The organism is Streptomyces sp. SCSIO 30461, from assembly GCF_037023745.1.
Lineage (GTDB): Bacteria > Actinomycetota > Actinomycetes > Streptomycetales > Streptomycetaceae > Streptomyces.
In genome coordinates this window covers 5,303,075-5,317,640 of the sequence record NZ_CP146101.1, presented here as the reverse complement: position 1 = coordinate 5,317,640, position 14,566 = coordinate 5,303,075, and the positions used below count along the sequence as shown (strand labels likewise).

12 protein-coding genes and 1 pseudogene are annotated in these 14,566 nt (G+C 70.5%); 4 read left to right on the top strand and 9 right to left on the bottom strand.

Annotated features, from left to right (window positions below; translation table 11 throughout):
• Positions 1-173: 173 nt before the first annotated feature.
• Positions 174-1,268, top strand: a pseudogene (locus V1460_RS23795) (methyltransferase domain-containing protein); the annotation flags it as partial.
• Here the strand turns inward: V1460_RS23795 and V1460_RS23790 are convergent.
• Together V1460_RS23790 and V1460_RS23785 are read right to left on the bottom strand one after the other, a co-directional pair.
• Complete coding sequence (locus tag V1460_RS23790; protein WP_338675644.1) at positions 1,252-1,770, bottom strand: DUF402 domain-containing protein; 519 nt, start codon at positions 1,768-1,770, stop codon at positions 1,252-1,254. The pseudogene V1460_RS23795 and the gene V1460_RS23790 sit on opposite strands and share 17 nt — an antisense overlap.
• A complete protein-coding gene (locus V1460_RS23785) occupies positions 1,751-2,680 on the bottom strand; it encodes a GNAT family N-acetyltransferase (RefSeq protein WP_338675643.1) in 930 nt (309 codons plus the stop codon). Before V1460_RS23785 ends, V1460_RS23790 begins: the two co-directional genes overlap by 20 nt.
• Positions 2,681-2,762: 82 nt before the next feature.
• Here V1460_RS23785 and V1460_RS23780 point away from each other — a divergent pair, with 82 nt between their 5' ends.
• Positions 2,763-3,134: a GntR family transcriptional regulator gene (locus V1460_RS23780; RefSeq protein ID WP_338675642.1), complete on the top strand. Its 372-nt coding sequence runs from the start codon at positions 2,763-2,765 to the stop codon at positions 3,132-3,134.
• Between the two features lie 174 nt (positions 3,135-3,308).
• Here the strand turns inward: V1460_RS23780 and V1460_RS23775 are convergent, their stop codons facing one another.
• From V1460_RS23775 to V1460_RS23765, 3 genes are read right to left on the bottom strand one after another with little or no spacing between them, the layout of a single operon-like run.
• Positions 3,309-4,109 carry a polysaccharide deacetylase family protein gene (locus V1460_RS23775; RefSeq protein ID WP_338678175.1) on the bottom strand — a complete coding sequence of 267 codons (801 nt, stop codon included), beginning with the start codon at positions 4,107-4,109 and terminating at the stop codon, positions 3,309-3,311.
• Between the two features lie 20 nt (positions 4,110-4,129).
• Positions 4,130-5,140, bottom strand: a complete 1,011-nt coding sequence (locus tag V1460_RS23770; RefSeq protein WP_338675641.1) for a glycosyltransferase family 2 protein — start codon at positions 5,138-5,140, stop codon at positions 4,130-4,132.
• Positions 5,137-5,997, bottom strand: coding sequence for a glycosyltransferase family 2 protein (locus tag V1460_RS23765; RefSeq protein WP_338675640.1), 861 nt, complete (start codon positions 5,995-5,997; stop codon positions 5,137-5,139). Before V1460_RS23765 ends, V1460_RS23770 begins: the two co-directional genes overlap by 4 nt.
• A gap of 586 nt (positions 5,998-6,583) precedes the next feature.
• On the opposite strand from V1460_RS23765, the gene V1460_RS23760 reads away from it, so the two are divergent.
• The gene (locus V1460_RS23760; protein ID WP_338675639.1) at positions 6,584-7,393 is read left to right on the top strand and encodes an SGNH/GDSL hydrolase family protein; all 810 of its coding nucleotides are present in this window, start codon (positions 6,584-6,586) and stop codon (positions 7,391-7,393) included.
• On the opposite strand, the gene V1460_RS23755 is transcribed toward V1460_RS23760, so the two are convergent.
• The 4 genes from V1460_RS23755 to V1460_RS23740 are packed head-to-tail and all read right to left on the bottom strand — an operon-like array spanning position 7,377 to position 13,840.
• A complete protein-coding gene (locus V1460_RS23755; RefSeq protein WP_338675638.1) occupies positions 7,377-9,212 on the bottom strand; it encodes a serine/threonine-protein kinase in 1,836 nt (611 codons plus the stop codon). The genes V1460_RS23760 and V1460_RS23755 overlap by 17 nt on opposite strands.
• 58 nt (positions 9,213-9,270) lie before the next feature.
• The gene (locus V1460_RS23750) at positions 9,271-10,938 is read right to left on the bottom strand and encodes a hypothetical protein (RefSeq protein ID WP_338675637.1); all 1,668 of its coding nucleotides are present in this window, start codon (positions 10,936-10,938) and stop codon (positions 9,271-9,273) included.
• Positions 10,939-10,988: 50 nt separating this feature from the next.
• The gene (locus V1460_RS23745) at positions 10,989-12,317 is read right to left on the bottom strand and encodes a tetratricopeptide repeat protein (protein WP_338675636.1); all 1,329 of its coding nucleotides are present in this window, start codon (positions 12,315-12,317) and stop codon (positions 10,989-10,991) included.
• Positions 12,314-13,840: a DUF4331 domain-containing protein gene (locus V1460_RS23740; RefSeq protein WP_338675635.1), complete on the bottom strand. Its 1,527-nt coding sequence runs from the start codon at positions 13,838-13,840 to the stop codon at positions 12,314-12,316. Before V1460_RS23740 ends, V1460_RS23745 begins: the two co-directional genes overlap by 4 nt.
• Positions 13,841-14,114: 274 nt before the next feature.
• On the opposite strand from V1460_RS23740, the gene V1460_RS23735 reads away from it, so the two are divergent.
• Positions 14,115-14,381: a hypothetical protein gene (locus V1460_RS23735; RefSeq protein ID WP_338675634.1), complete on the top strand. Its 267-nt coding sequence runs from the start codon at positions 14,115-14,117 to the stop codon at positions 14,379-14,381.
• Positions 14,382-14,566 lie beyond the last annotated feature (185 nt).

The window sequence follows — 14,566 nt, the reverse complement described above, 5'->3', positions numbered from 1 at the left end:
GTTGCGCCCGGTCCGGGCGCAACGAGCCGTCCGGTGCCGGGGTCGGAACCTCCCGCCCCGGCACCGGACGGACGGCTTCCCAACGCTGCCGGACGGCGGTCAACGGCGGAGCCATCACCAGGGGAACCCGCTCGCCATCGTCGGTGTCAGTGGTGGCTGCCACCATCGGACGCATGACGACGATCGACTGGGACGCTGCGGCAGCCACTTTCGACGAAGAGCCCGACCACGGGCTGCGCGACCCCGCAGTGCGCGCCGCCTGGGCGGCACGGATGGCAGGTTGGCTGCCCGATCAGCCATCCGATGTGCTCGACCTCGGCTGCGGTACCGGCAGTCTCGCGCTGCTCGCCGCCGAGCAGGGGCACCGGGTGACGGCTGTGGACCTCTCGCCCCGGATGACCGAGGCCGCCCGGGCCAAACTCGCGGGCACCGGCGCGGAGGTGCTGACGGGTTCAGCCGAGCGGCCACCGGTGGGTGAGCGGCGCTTCGATGTGGTGCTGGTCCGCCATGTGCTGTGGACGCTGTCCGACCCCGAGGTCGCGCTGGGCGACTGGGCCGCACTACTGCGGCCGGGGGGCCGGCTGGTGCTCGTGGAAGGGGTGTGGAACGGCTTTGGACTGCCCGCGCGGCGGCTGACCACGGCCCTCGCACCGCTCACCCTCCATACCGAGTTGGAGAGGCTCTCGGCGGAACCCGCGCTGTGGGGCGGGCCCGTCGACGACGAGCGCTACGCGGTGGTGGCATGGGTGGCGCCGCCCACGCGGCACCGGGAGGTGGTCGATGTGCACCTCATCCTCCGCAAGGACGACGAGGTGCTGCTCGCCCGAAGGTCCGGGACCGGATACGCCGACGGGTTGTGGCACGCGCCCTCCGGACATGTCGAAGACGGGGAGGACGTGTGCGAGGCCATGGTGCGCGAGGCAGCCGAGGAGATCGGCGTGCGGCTCGGACGGGACGATCTGCGGGTGGCCCTGGTGATGCAGCACCGGGGACCCGGTGCCCCACCCCGCACCGGCTGGTTCTTCGAGGCCGAGTACGGCAAGGGCGGTGAGCCGTACAACCGCGAGCCGCACAAGTGCTCCGGCCTGGACTGGTATCCGCTGGACTCGCTGCCGCACGACATCGTCGCCTACTGCCGGGCCGGGCTCGACGCCTATTGCGCCGGTGAGCGTTTCGTCCTCCACTGGCACGAGGACGGTGACCCGGTCGCATACGATCCGGACACACCCGACCGGGCCCTGCCGCTTCCCGTCACTCGAACAGCGACATGAACCGCCCCTCCAGGGCGAGTCGTTCCAGAGCGTCCAGCGCCCGGACGGCTTCCCTGGCCGCAGGAGGGTCCGTCCGGTCGAGGCCGCTCGCGGCGAACTCGTCCTCGTCCAGGCGGATGACCAGCCGGCTGTCCGCCGAGACCCAGAGATCCAGATCCAGGTCCTCCGAGATCACCTCGGTGGCCGCCGCCTGTTCCGCCAGGACCACGGGCCTCGTGATGTCGCAGTACCAGCCCTTGAGCTCCCCACCGCCCGCCCGTACTTCCTTCACGGCATACCAGCGGTCGCGCCAGTAGTGCTCCGTGAACACATCACCTGGCTCGAATCGGACGAAGCCGAAGTCCCGTGCGCTCTCCCCGGCCCAGAGCGCACGGACGGTGACCCGGGATCCGTCGTCCGAGACCAGCCGGGCCGAATAGCGGATCTTGGTACGTCCCGCCTTGACGAGCACGACCTCCACCGCTGCGGCAGCGGCCCGGTCACCCGAGCTCGCGGACATAGCGCACCTCCGTGGCACAGATCCGATAGCCGAACCAGGTGTTGATCGCCAGCATCGGTCCGTTGCCCGTGTCATTGCCGGTGAACGCCTCCGTGAGTCCGGCGGCCCGGGCTCGGTGCAGCGAGTCGTTCTTGGCGAGCTTCGCCAGGCCCCGGCCGCGGTAGGCGCGAGCGGTGCCCGTCATCGCCGTGGAGTAGCGGGTCGAACCATCGGTGTACGCCGCGGTGAACGCGACCGGACGGCCGTCGGCCACCGCCACGGACGTCAGCTCGCGGTCCAGCAGCGGGTGGCCCCAGGTCGTCGCCAGCCAGTGGCCGTAGTCGGAGAACTCCACATCCACGTCACCCGGCTCGTCCGCCGTGGTCTCGGCGTCCAGCTCGTACAGCGGCCTGGGGTCGTCCTCGAAGGCCGTGGCGGGAACGATCTCCACACCCTCGGGCGGCTGCTGAAGCGGTGGCAGGGTGCCGCCCGCGAGTTCGAGCCTGAGGAAGTGGGCCGAGCGGCTCGGGCGGTAGCCGCGCCGCTCCGCGAAGGCGCGATTGGCGGGTTCGTCGAACACCCAGGTGTAGGCCGTCGTGACGCCTCCGTCCGCCAGATGCCGCTCGGCGGTGTCCACGATCAGCGACCCCGCGCCACGGCCCTGACGCTCCGGGTGCACATAGACGTTGGCCTGTCCCACACCGGGCTCGACGCTCTCATGATCGGTGTGCACCTGTGCCGTGCCGATGATCTCGCCGTCCTCCTCCGCCACCAGCAGGCGCCAGCGGGATTCGGGATGGGCCCGGGTGACGACGAAGGCCACGGACTCGGCGGTGGCCAGCATGAAGGGCACCGCCGCCCGCCGGACCCGCGCGAAGCCCTCGGTGTCCCGTGGGTCGTCCAGGCGGAGATCACGCACAATCACTGTCATGGCTGCCACGCTAGGCAGCGGGTGATGGCAGGCGCCTCCCATTTTCCGCCGCCCGGGCGAGAGGATGGGGGACAATCACCCGGTGACCTTGCACCTCGTCATCGAAGCCGGCTCCGCCGCACCCTATGAACAACTCCGCGCCCAGATCTCCGAGCAGGCCCGCTCGGGCGCGCTGCCCGTCGGCTACAAACTCCCCACCGTCCGCGGCCTCGCCGAGGAGCTGGGCCTCGCCCCGAACACCGTCGCCAAGGCCTATCGAGCTCTGGAAGGCGACGGCGTGATCGAGACCCGCGGCCGTCACGGCACCTTCATCGCCGCTGCCGGCGCCGCGGCCGAACGCCATGCGGCGGCGGCCGCGCAGACCTACGCGGATGAGGTCCGCCGCCTCGGGTTGACCCGAGCCGATGCCGCGTCCGCGGTGGAGGAAGCACTGCGGGCGGCGTACGGGAACTGACGAGCACATCTCGCCGCGTTGCCGAGTCGTCCTCATATGCCCGCGTATGAGGACGACTCTCCCTGTCGGCGGCGGGACCCCCACCGCACCGCGGTGCACCGCGTCCGCCGCCGCACGCCGGTCGACCGGGGACTGCGGCCCGGACCTCGGCCGCACAATGAGGCGGTCCCGCGGCTACGGACAACCTCCCCGGGGTTGAGGGGAATCGCGTGCGGGGCGCAGCAGCCGCACTCCGCCGCGTGCCCTGCGGACGAGCGCGTAGCCCTTGGTCAGGGTCCGGTCACGGGCGAAGTCGCGCATGAGGGCCCGCCCCTCGACCAGCCGCTCGAACTCCTCGATGCCTGTGGTCCTCCGCACCGTCACCCGTTCCAACGCAAACGGTCCCTGCCGGCGGCGGGCCAGGGTGTTGCCCACCGCGAGCGCCTGTGTGAAGCCCGCCGAGCGCACGCCCCGGCGCACCCGGCTGCTGGAGTAGCCGTACGGGTACGCGAACGAGAGAGGGGCTGTGCCGAGCTCGCCGGCGATGATCCGTCGGCAGTGCACCGCCTCGTGCCACAGCTTTGCGTTGTCGAGTTGGTCGAGCTGGGGATGCGTGTGCGAGTGCCCGCCGATCTCCGTTCCGGAGGCGGCGAGTTCCCGCACCTGGTCCCAGCAGAGCATGGTGTCCAGGGCGCCGCCCGTATCGTGTTCGCCCCGCAGCCACCCGGTCGAGACGAACAGCGTCGATGCGAAGCCGTGCCGGGACAGTACGGGGAGGGCGTGCCGGTGCACGCCCTCGTAGCCGTCGTCGAAGGTGATCAGCACGGGCCGTGGCGGGAGTCGCTCGCCCTGCCGCCATGCCCGGGCGAGCCGGGACGTGTTGAGCGGGGTGAAGCCCCGGTCGGACAGCAGTGCCATCTGCTCGGCGAACGCGTCCGGAGCCACCGAGAGGCCGAAGGCGGCCGGAGCGGGCCGATGGCTCACGGCGTGGTACATCAGGATCGGCACGGCCTCGTTCACTGTGCTTCGCCTTCCGGGCGGGCGGGTGCGTACGCGGAAATCGGGCCGTGCGAGAACGCCACCGCCGAACGGCCGCGCAGGCCCGCGAACAGATAACCGGCCGCGGCGGTGGCCGCACCCGCCACGATCGCGCCCGCCCGCCCGGCTCCGCCGCGTCTGCCCAGCAGGGCGTCGCGCAGCCCGCGCGCGACGCCCGCCGGAAGGACCCGGGTGGTGTATCTGCGTTCGGACTCGAGACCCCTGCCGCTGCCCACGCTCCGGGCGACCAGAGCCTTGGACAGCCCTTCGGCATACGTCCGGGTACGGAAGTAGCGGAAGCGCTCACGTCCCTCAGGGACCTTGTGGTGGATGACGGCCCGGTCGTCGATCAGCAGGACAGCATGGGGTACGGCGCGGCTGAGCCGGATGCAGAGTTCGGTCTCCTCGCAGCCCAGGGGGCGTCTGCCGCCGTCCCGCCCGATTCCGGTGGCGAAGCCGCCCGACGCGTCGAAGGCCGTCCGGCGGAAGGACGCGTTTCCGCCGAGGACGTTGCGCACCCGCACCCGGCCGGGTGGCAGGCCCCGGTATGTGCAGCCCACCACCCAGTCGAACTCCTCGGGGAACCAGTCGGGGCGCCGCCCCGACGCCCACGAGGGCAGGGTCCTTCCACCTACCGCCATGACACGCGGATCGGCGTAAGCCTCGGCGAAGTGGCGCAGCCAGTCGGGGTCGGCCACCGCGTCGTCGTCGAGGAAGGCGACGAACTCACCGCGTGAGACGGCGATTCCGGTGTTGCGCCCGGAGGAGAGACCGCGGGGGCCTGCATTGGCGAGCACCCGCACCCCGTCGTCGCCGTCCGTGAACTCCTTGGTGAGCCGCTCCAGCAGCGCCGGGTTGTGGTCGACCACGACCAGCGTCTCCAGGGCGGAGAACGACTGCTCGCGGACCGAGGCGACCGCGGCCAGGATGTCCTCCCAGCGGTCCTCGGTGTAGGCGCAGATCACCACCGAGAACGTCCGCTCGCTCAAGAGACCCCACCCCCGGAGGCCTTGAGGGAGAGCGGCGGGGTACGGCGCCGCCCGGAGCGCCGCGCCGCGCCCTTCTCCCGCAGGATCACCCTGAGCACGCGCAGCCCGTCGCGCACCGCGCTGAGGTTGCTGACGCCGTGGATGCGTACGTACTCGTGGCTGGGTACCTCCTGGACCCGAAGTCCGGCTTTGACGACCCGGATGTTCATCAGGGTCTCGATCTCGAAGCCGGTGCAGTCCAGGCCGATCCGGTCGAGGCAGTGCCGCCAGAAGGCGTTGTATCCGTAGCAAAGATCGGTGTAGCGGGCGCCGAACTTGGCGTTCACCACGGCGCACAGGACGTGGTTGCCGAGCCGTCGGATGGGGGTCATGTCGTCGGTTCCCCCGCCGTTGGCGAAGCGGGAACCCTTGGCGAAGTCGGCTCCGCCGACAAGGGCCGAGACATAGCTGACGATCTCCTGGCCATGGGCCGAGCCGTCGGCGTCGACCATCACGATGATGTCGCCGGTGCAGGCGGCGAACCCGCTGATGAGCGCGTCACCCTTGCCCTTGCCCGCCTGCTTGACGACCTTCACCGCGGGCCACAGCCGTCTGGCCACGTCCACCGTGCCGTCCGTGGAATTGCCGTCGACCAGGACGACTTCGTGGATCCAGTCGGGAAGCGTCTCGAAGACGTGCGGAAGGTTCTCCGCCTCGTTCATGGCGGGGATCACGACGCTGACCGGCGGAGTGATCGCGAGATGAGTGGAGATGGGACGGTAGTCGGCGCAGTCGCGGTTCAGCGTGGCGGCGGTCCCGGCCGCCGCGGGTGCCGCGGCGCCGGTCTCATGTGGTGCCGGGCGCAGGATCGAACTCATGACTCGGTTTCCCTCTCGTCCGGTGGACCGCCCGCCCCCGGGCGGTCCGGCTGGAGTGTCCGGTTCGAAAGGGGGGTTCTCACTCAGGGCATGACGGCATCGGACTCCGTGCACGCCGGGTGAGCTGGCAATGCTTTCCGCGCGGCCCGTGAGCCGGCGCGCGCCTGAGCGCACGGTCGATCACGGCACCCCCCTACCGCGCCCCGCCGCGGACCGTTGCGACGATGACGAGCCCCTCCCCAGGAGTCGCGTTGCATGATGGTCCGTTGCGGGTGGATGTACGACGGTATTGATGAATAAGACTGTATGACAAGACCTGGAACAAGGTCTCACTTTTTTGCTTCTTTTTCCCTCCCGGGTTGAAATGTGCAAGCTGTTTACGTATTTCGGTAAAAGGGAGAAGTGGGGTAATTGATGCGATCGATGGGGTGTTTGTGATGGCGAGTCTCATTCGATCGTCTGAGTGCACTGATGGATCGTCAGGGAGGTTGTGCCGAACCTGGACCATTCTTGACGTGTACACTTCCAGCGAAGTGTGCGCAGTGCTACGACAGTTGGGACAGAACTCCTGGTAAAGGGAGGTTCCATGAAACTGTCCCGATTCGCGGCATACTCCTCCTCACTCCTCCTGGGCGCTGTCCTGGCCTTCACCGGCGCGGGCCAGGCACAGGCTGCGCAGAACGCGGCAGCACTGGACTACGTGGCTCTCGGGGACTCGTACTCCTCGGGTCTCGGCGCCGGTGCGTACATCAGCTCAAGCGGCGACTGCCTGCGCACCAACCGGGCCTACCCGGCGCTCTGGGCAGCGGCCAACTCGCCCTCGTCGTTCGCCTTCACGGCTTGCTCAGGTGCTCGAACGAGTGATGTGATCGCCAGCCAGCTCGGGCCCGTCACCTCGGCGACCGACCTTGTGTCGATCACCATCGGTGGAAACGACGCGGGCTTCGCCAACGTCGTGATCACCTGTGTGCTCCAGTCCGAGAGCGCCTGTGTCGCCCGCATCGAAGAAGCCAAGCGCTATGTCGACAGCACCCTGCCGGGGCGGCTCGACTCGGTGTACTCGGCGATCAGATCCAGGGCATCGGCGGCGCATGTCGTCGTGCTCGGCTATCCCCGCCTCTACAAACTGGGCGGCAGTTGCCTCACCGGCCTCACCGAGGGCGAACGCACCGCGATCAACGGCGGCGCCGACTACCTCAACGCGGCCATCGCCAAACGAGCCGCCGACCACGGCTTCACCTTCTCCGATGTCGTGCCGGGGTTCACCGGTCACGAGATCTGCTCCAGTGCCGCCTGGCTTCACAGCGTCAACTGGCTGAACATCACCGAGTCATACCACCCGACCGCGTCAGGGCAGTCGGGCGGCTATCTGCCGGCCTTCAGGTCGGCGGTGTGACGGGCTCATCGGGATAGCCCGGAGCGCTCGGACGTGTCCACTGGGAGGACTCGGCGGAGCGGCCCGCGCCGTCCGTCTCTCCGGTGCCGGCACCGGGGCCGGTGGCGTCGCCGGTGTCACCGGAAGGTGACGGGGACTCCCCCCGCTCGCAGGTCACCGAGAACGCCAGCCAGTTCGACCATGCCTCGACCGGATTCCGGACCTCCACCCGGATCCGGTCGTGGTGGGTCGCGTCCTCGGCGTAGGTCAGCTCGGTGTGGTGGACCGCCTGCGACTTCTCCCCACCGGACGGGAATGTGAGTGTCTGCCAGCCGTCGGCCGAGGTCCGGCCGCTCTCGGTCACCCAGCGATACGAGACGGTCGCCGGAGTTCGGCCGACGGTGACCGTCGCAGTGAAGGAGGGAGCCTCCGCGTCGGAGGGTGGGCAGGCGCCCTGATATCTCTCCCGCACCGGTCGGGCGTACACCCGGACGGTCTGCGTCGGCTGGTAGGTGTGCGCGCCGCCGCCATCGGCCGTGCCGTTCGTGGCCCCTGGCGTGCTCGAGGCGTGTGTGGGCGCGTCGCTGCCGCCCGGGTCCGGCCCTGCGCTCGTGCCGTCGCTCGTCCCCGCGGCCCCGGAGCCGCCGTCGTCCGTCGCCCCGCCGCTCTCCGAACCTCCGCCACCGGTAAGGCCGTTTCCCCCGGCACCGCGCGCGTCGCCTTCGTGTACCAGCGCGTATGTCAGTCCGCCGATCGACAGCAGTAGTGCCACGACCCCTGCGACCAGCGTGATCACCGCGCGCCGCGGCCGACCCGATGGCGGCGGCGTGGTTCCTTCGGGCGGGGTGGGCGGCCCGAATCCACCCGCGGGCGCCACCGGTGCCGTGGGTGCCGCCGCACCGGCGGTCGTCGTGTCGAAGGACGGGCTCGGCACGGCCGAAGTGACCGTGGTGGCGTACCCGCGCGATTGTGGCGGGGGAGTGGAGTCGGTGCGCGGCGCACCGCCCGCTCCCACCACCCTCAACTGCCGCTCCGCATCGGCGGCTGACATCCGCTGAGCCGGGTCCTTGCGCAGCAGCCCGTCGATGACCCCGGCGAGCGCGCCGGCCCTGCGCGGTGGCGGCGGCTCCTCGTCGACCACCGCACGCATGGTGCTCAGCGCTGTGTCCTGGCGGAACGGCGACCGGCCCTCCACCGCCGCGTACAGCAGCACGCCGAGTGACCAGAGATCGGAAGCGGGGCCCGGAGTGCGCCCCAGCGCCCGCTCCGGCGCGAGGTACTCGGGCGAGCCGACCAGCTCGCCGGTCATCGTCAGGTTGGTGGTGCCCTCGACCGTGGCGATGCCGAAGTCGCTGAGCACCACACGCCCGTCGTTGGCGATCAGTACGTTGCCCGGTTTCACGTCGCGGTGCAGCACACCGGCCTCATGCGCGGCGCACAGCGCGGCGAGGACCTCGGCGCCGATGTGGGCAGCGCGCCGCGGAGCCATCGGGCCGTCTGTGTCGAGCACGTCGGAGAGCGAGAGCCCTCGGATCAGCTCCATCACGATCCAGGGGCGTCCGTCGTGCATCGCCACGTCGTAGACCGTGACCACATTGTGCTGGGAGATGCGGGCGGCCGCCCAGCCCTCGCGCTCCAGTCGGGCGTACAACCGCTGTACGTCCGCGGCGCCCAGCGCGGTGGGTGCCCGGACCTCCTTGACGGCCACCTCTCGGCCCAGGGTCTCGTCGCGTGCCCGCCAGACGACGCCCATGCCGCCTTCGCCGAGTCGGCTGAGCAGGCGATAGCGGCCCGCGACCAGGATCTCGTCATTCCTACCGCCGCCCGGCACTTCGCTCACGACGAGCCCCCCATTCGCAGCAGAACGGCCACCACGGTGGAAACCCTTCCAAGTTAGCTCAACTGATGGCTCCGGCGGCCCCCCTGAACACCAATCCACACCCGAGGACGAATACGGCCAGTGCGGTGCTGAGCGGTGCCGTGCGCTGGACGAAGCCGATGAACCGCCCGCTCGTCCGGCTCGTGGCGCGCCTCCGGTCGAGCCATGCGGCCGCGCGGTGGCCGAGCCGTACGAGGGCGAAACCGGCGGCGGTGAGGGTGAGCGCGAGACCCGCCCCGTACGCCACGACAAGCAGCAGCCCGAACCAGGCGTGTCCGAGCGCGGTTGCGCCGACCAGCACGACGACGGCGGACGGGCTGGGGACGAGGCCTCCGGCAAGGCCGAGCAGCACGGTCCGGCGCAGGGGCTGGGCCGGAGCCTGATCGGACTCGGGGGAGTGCTCATGAGTGCCGTGGTCTCCGCCGCCCGGATGGAGGTGATCGTGGCTGTGGCTGTGGCTGTGGCTGTGGCTGTGGCTGTGGCCATGGGCGCGGCTGTCGCCGTGCCCCTGCGGTGCGTTCTCGTGTACCCCGTCGTGGCTGTGGCTGTGGCTGTACGCCCGTCCGCCCACCCAGTGGACGTGCGTATGCCCCTGCCCCTCGGCGTGCTGCCGCCATGCCCGGCGTACGAGCAGTACGCCCGCCACCGTCACCAGGCAGCCACTCGTCATGCCCAGCCACCCCAGCACCGACGGGCTGACGGCGGCGCCCGTGGCGACGAGGGCGCCGAGGACGAAGACACCGAGGGTGTGGGTCACGGTCACCGATGCCCCGAGCGTGAGCACGTCGCGCAATGAGCTGCGGCCGCCCGCGGCCGCAGCCGCGGCCATCAGCGTCTTTCCGTGTCCCGGCGCCAGCGCGTGCAGAGCGCCCAGTCCCACGGCGATGGCCAGCGCGAGCGCCGCGAACGGCACGGTGAGCTCACGGTGTTCGACCAGCCCGGTCAACTGCTGCGTCCAGCGGTCCACACCGCGCGGCAGGATCGAGGCGGGTGCGGCGGACTCCCCATCGCGCTCCGCCAGCGTGGGCCCACCCGGCACCGCGGTGACCTCGGCGGCCGTGTGGTTCGGCGGTGAGTCCAGCAGCCCGTCCGGGTAGCGGGAGAGCCGGTGCGATACGGAGTCCCGGGGTACGGACGACGAGTCCAGGGTCCTGCTGTCGCCCCGTGCGGTGATCTCGCGCCAGCCCGGAGTGTCCGCTGCCGAGGCCCGGAAGACCACGTCCGTCGCCCGTGCGGGCAGCGGAGCGGTCATCCCACACTCCAGTCGAAGAGTGGGCAATCCGGCCTGACCTGGGCGTATTTCGGCCCTGGACGGGCCCGGCCTGAGTGGCACCGAGCGGCCGTCGATGAGCAGTCGCGCTGTGCGGGCCGCATCAGCGCAGCGCTCCCGCGCCCACGCGGAGAGCCCGGAGGCCGGCATGTCCTTCGGCCGCACCCTGGCGGTGGGGATCTCCGCCAGGTCCTCGACATGGTCGACCGTCAGCTCGTCCGCGTGGAATACCAGTCCGTCGAAGTGGTTGACCGTGAAGTTCCCGAGTGGATGGGCCGTGGCGGGCGTTGTGCCGCCCGTGAGCAGGGCGGCGAAGGCCAGGCCGATGACGGCGAGCCCCCTTGCCAGCCGCCGCCCCAAGGCGGTGCCGGGCTTCCGGGCGGGCGTCCTGGTGCCGATGGCGTACACAAGCCTCATACATCCCGTTCCGGTGACGTCGATCGGTCCAGGGCGCGTCATCGGGTGGTTCATCGCCCCTCCACGGCATCCAGCGCGCGCCGGGCATCGCGCGAACCGAGCGGTGAGAAGCCCGGGTTCAGCTTCAGGGCGAGGGAGAGCGATGCCCGTGCGGCGGTGCTGTCGCCGACGGCCAGCTCGATCATCCCGCGATGGAACAGGAAAGTGGCGTTGCGATATCCGGTCGCCGTCGCCTTCCGGGCGTGCGGCAGCGCCTCGTCGGACTTGCCGGACCGATGCAGCGCCCAGGCCAGGGCGTCCTCGGTGTGCACCGTCCGCCGCCGCTGCCATTCGGCCCGTGCCGCGCGCAGCGCCGCGGCACGGTCACCGTGGTCGGCCGCGGCGAGCGCGGTGTCCAGATCCGGGTTCACTCCGCCCGCACGCGCCAGTCCGGTGTAGGTGCCCACGACGGCGTACTGCTCCCGGGCCCGCTCGGGCTGCCCTGCCGCCTCGTACAACTCGCCGAGCGCGACCAACCGTCCCGGCAGCGGATAGCGCCCGACCAGGTCTTCGAACTCCCGGATCGCGCCCTTCGGATCGCCCTTCCCGGCAAGCGCCCTCGCCCGGCACTCGCTTGCCTCAGGGTTGCCCGGCGCGGCCTTGAGCGCGATCCCGCAGTGCCGCAGCGCCTCCGCGTAGTCGCCCTGCGACCAGGCGAGCTGGCCCAGGGCGGTCGAGGTGTAGGAGACATCGGCGGGGCGGGCGGCCGAGTCCAGGGCCAGCTGCAGCACGCGGCGCGCCTCCGCGGTCTCTCCGCGCAGTTCCCGCACATAGGCGAGCCGTGTGAACACCGGGATACCGGGGCGGCGTGAGTCCGCCAGTCGCGCGGCGGCCAGCGCGTCCTGGTATCGGCCCAGTTCGACCAGCGCGTCGATCCGTACGGCCAGTGCCCGCTCGCCGTACGCGTTGACCGCCAGCGCGCGGTCCGCCTCGCGGAGCGCCGCCGGGAAGTCGTGCCTGGCGGCAGCGAGTGCGGCCCGTCCGGCGAGCGCGTCGGCGTTGTCGTCCCGGCGCAGTTCCAGGGACCGAGAGAGGGCCTGCTCCGCCTGCGGATAGCGGGCCGCGTCGCCGCTGACCCTGGCCTCCTCCACATACGCGGCACCGAGCGCCGCCCAACCTCCCGCGTCCTTTGGCTGCTTCTTGAGATGTGCCTGGAGGGCGCTGACACTCGCCCCGGCCGCCGCTGTCCCCGCTGCGGCGGGGACAGCGGGAACGCCGCCCCCGCCGCCCCCGCCGTCCTCGCCGCCGACGACCGCTCCCACGGCCGTCAGCACGAGTGCGAGCCCGGCCACCCCGGCCGCGAGCCGTCCCGCACGGGCATGCTGCCTGCCGAGCTTCACAGGATGCCCCTGCTGCGCCGACGCATCCGCGACCAGCCAAGCCCCAGGGCCACCAGTACCGCTCCGACGCCCGCGGACAGCAGGGAGGTGACCAGGAGCTTCCTGTCGCCGCTCGCCGCCGACAATTCCGAGATTCCGCCCTTCAGCTGGCTTTCGGCTCCGTTGCCTTCGGCCACCGGGCCACGGGAGCCTGACGTCGGCAGTGCCACATACGGGAACTTCTTCTCGAAGTCCTGGTCGTTCGCGTTCACCGCGTCACCCAGGTCGTTCTTCTGACCGAGCAGCTCGCCTTCGACGACCTGGAGGGAGATGTCGATCACATCGTCCGTCAGCCGGCGGCCGTTGGGGAAGCCGGCCTTGTCGCCGTCGAGCACACCGAGGCGCTTGGGCTCATGGGTGGGCGCTATCGATGTGTTCAGCCGCAGTGCTTCGGCGGGCGTGACGTTCGGCGGCTGGTTCAGGTCCTTGACGCCGGTCAGGAACACCGACACCAGGTCGTCGCGCGGGGTCGCGGGAGCCTTGATCTTGTAGATGGACTCGATGAGCTTGGGCAGCTCCGGTTCGGTGACGAACGGCAGGAACTCCGCGTCGTTCCAGGGCGAGGAGGCGTTGAACTTGTCCTTCGCCTTCACCGGGATGACGACCTCGTTGACGAGCGGCATGCCCAGCCGCGACACCTGGGTCCAGTCGCCGCTCGCGTTCTTGCGGGAAGTGGTCGACCAGATGCCGACCACCGGCTGGCTCTCGGACTGCCGGATGTGCTCGGTCGGCACTTGGAGCGCGATGCTGTTGACGTTGTAGCCCTTGAGCGTGTCGTTGCCGACCTCCGAGAGATCGCCGCCGTACAACAGGTCGAAGACGCGCAGGTCGAGGAAGAAGGAGTCGTCGGCCTGGCCTGCGAACACCGACGAGCCGTCCTCCATCCGGTGCACGGCCTGGGCACGCAGCTGCGCGTAGTCCGGCATGGATGCCTTGCCCACGTTGGAGGGGGCTACCGGCACATGGTCGGCGATCTTCGTGTTCGAGATCACATGCTGCTTCCTCAGCTTCAGCAGTTCGAGGTCGTAGGTCTGCGTGATGTTGAGGTCCGGGTCGTCGATGCTGGTCACCGGGCCTGTGTTGTACAGGAAGGTGTCGCCGTTCTTGACCTGGTCGTGGAAGGTCCAGCGGTAGAGCAGATCGCCCTGTGCGTCGCCGTCCGAGTCGATGTGGATCTCGTAGCGGGCGTCCTTGGCGAACTTGTAGAAGTTCGGCCCGCCCCCGGGTTCCTCGAAGGGCAGCCAGTTGGCGATGATCGTCGTCGTGTCCGGCCGGTCGGGGCTCACGAACGCGTACACGTCCGTGTTGTCCAGCTGGGGCTGGCCGGAGACCAACGGGGCCTCGCGGTGGCTGGAGGCGTGGGCCGCCCCCGGCGCGAGCGTGGTGGTGACTCCGGAGGCCGCAAGCCCCCCGGCTGCCAGCGCACCGCAGACGAGTGCGGCAAGATTCCTGCGCCCTCGCGCGCTCCACTTGATAGCGGTCATCGCGTCCATCCCGTCGTGTCCCGAGGACCTTGGTTCAGTCCTGCTTGCTGACCGGTGTTCGGGGCAGGAGACCGGGTGGATTGGCCTGGATCGAAAATGAATCCGGCGGACCCTGGAACTGTCCAACTCGCCCTGGAATCGGTTGGATTCACTGAGTAACCGTCAACACCCGTACAGGGATGGTGAATCCTGCGACCGGGATACACGAGTGTCACTGCGGGACGATAGGGTTAACCTGCCCGGGCCGGGTGCCCTCGTACGGGTGGGGAGTGGAATGGAACAGATAACGATGCGCAGCAGGGCGCGAGTGCCCGCGATCACATGCGGAAGCAGTGCGACCAGCTCGCGTCTCGACCGCCATCTCGCGGTGCTGGGCGGGCCTGCCGTCCCGCAGCGTGAGTCGGCTGAAGCGACCTCGCTGATGCGCGAGCTGACGACGCGTGATGTGGCACGTACCCACACCAGCAGGAGCGCGCGGGTCTCGCTCTTCGCCCCGCTGCGCCGACTGCGGCGCTCGCTGTTCGGCAGCCGCCGGCACTAGGGCCTCGCAGCTTCCGGCCTGGGTGGCCGGCAGGCGGAGCCGGGCTCGCGTGACCGCTTCACGCGCACCCGTCCCCCGCTCGCCCGTCCGGCTCCGATGCCCGCTACCCAGGCCGCGGACCCGCCCATGCCGCGCCCCGCACCCGCGCAGCCCCGGCGACGGCACCCACCGTCCCGCCCGGACGA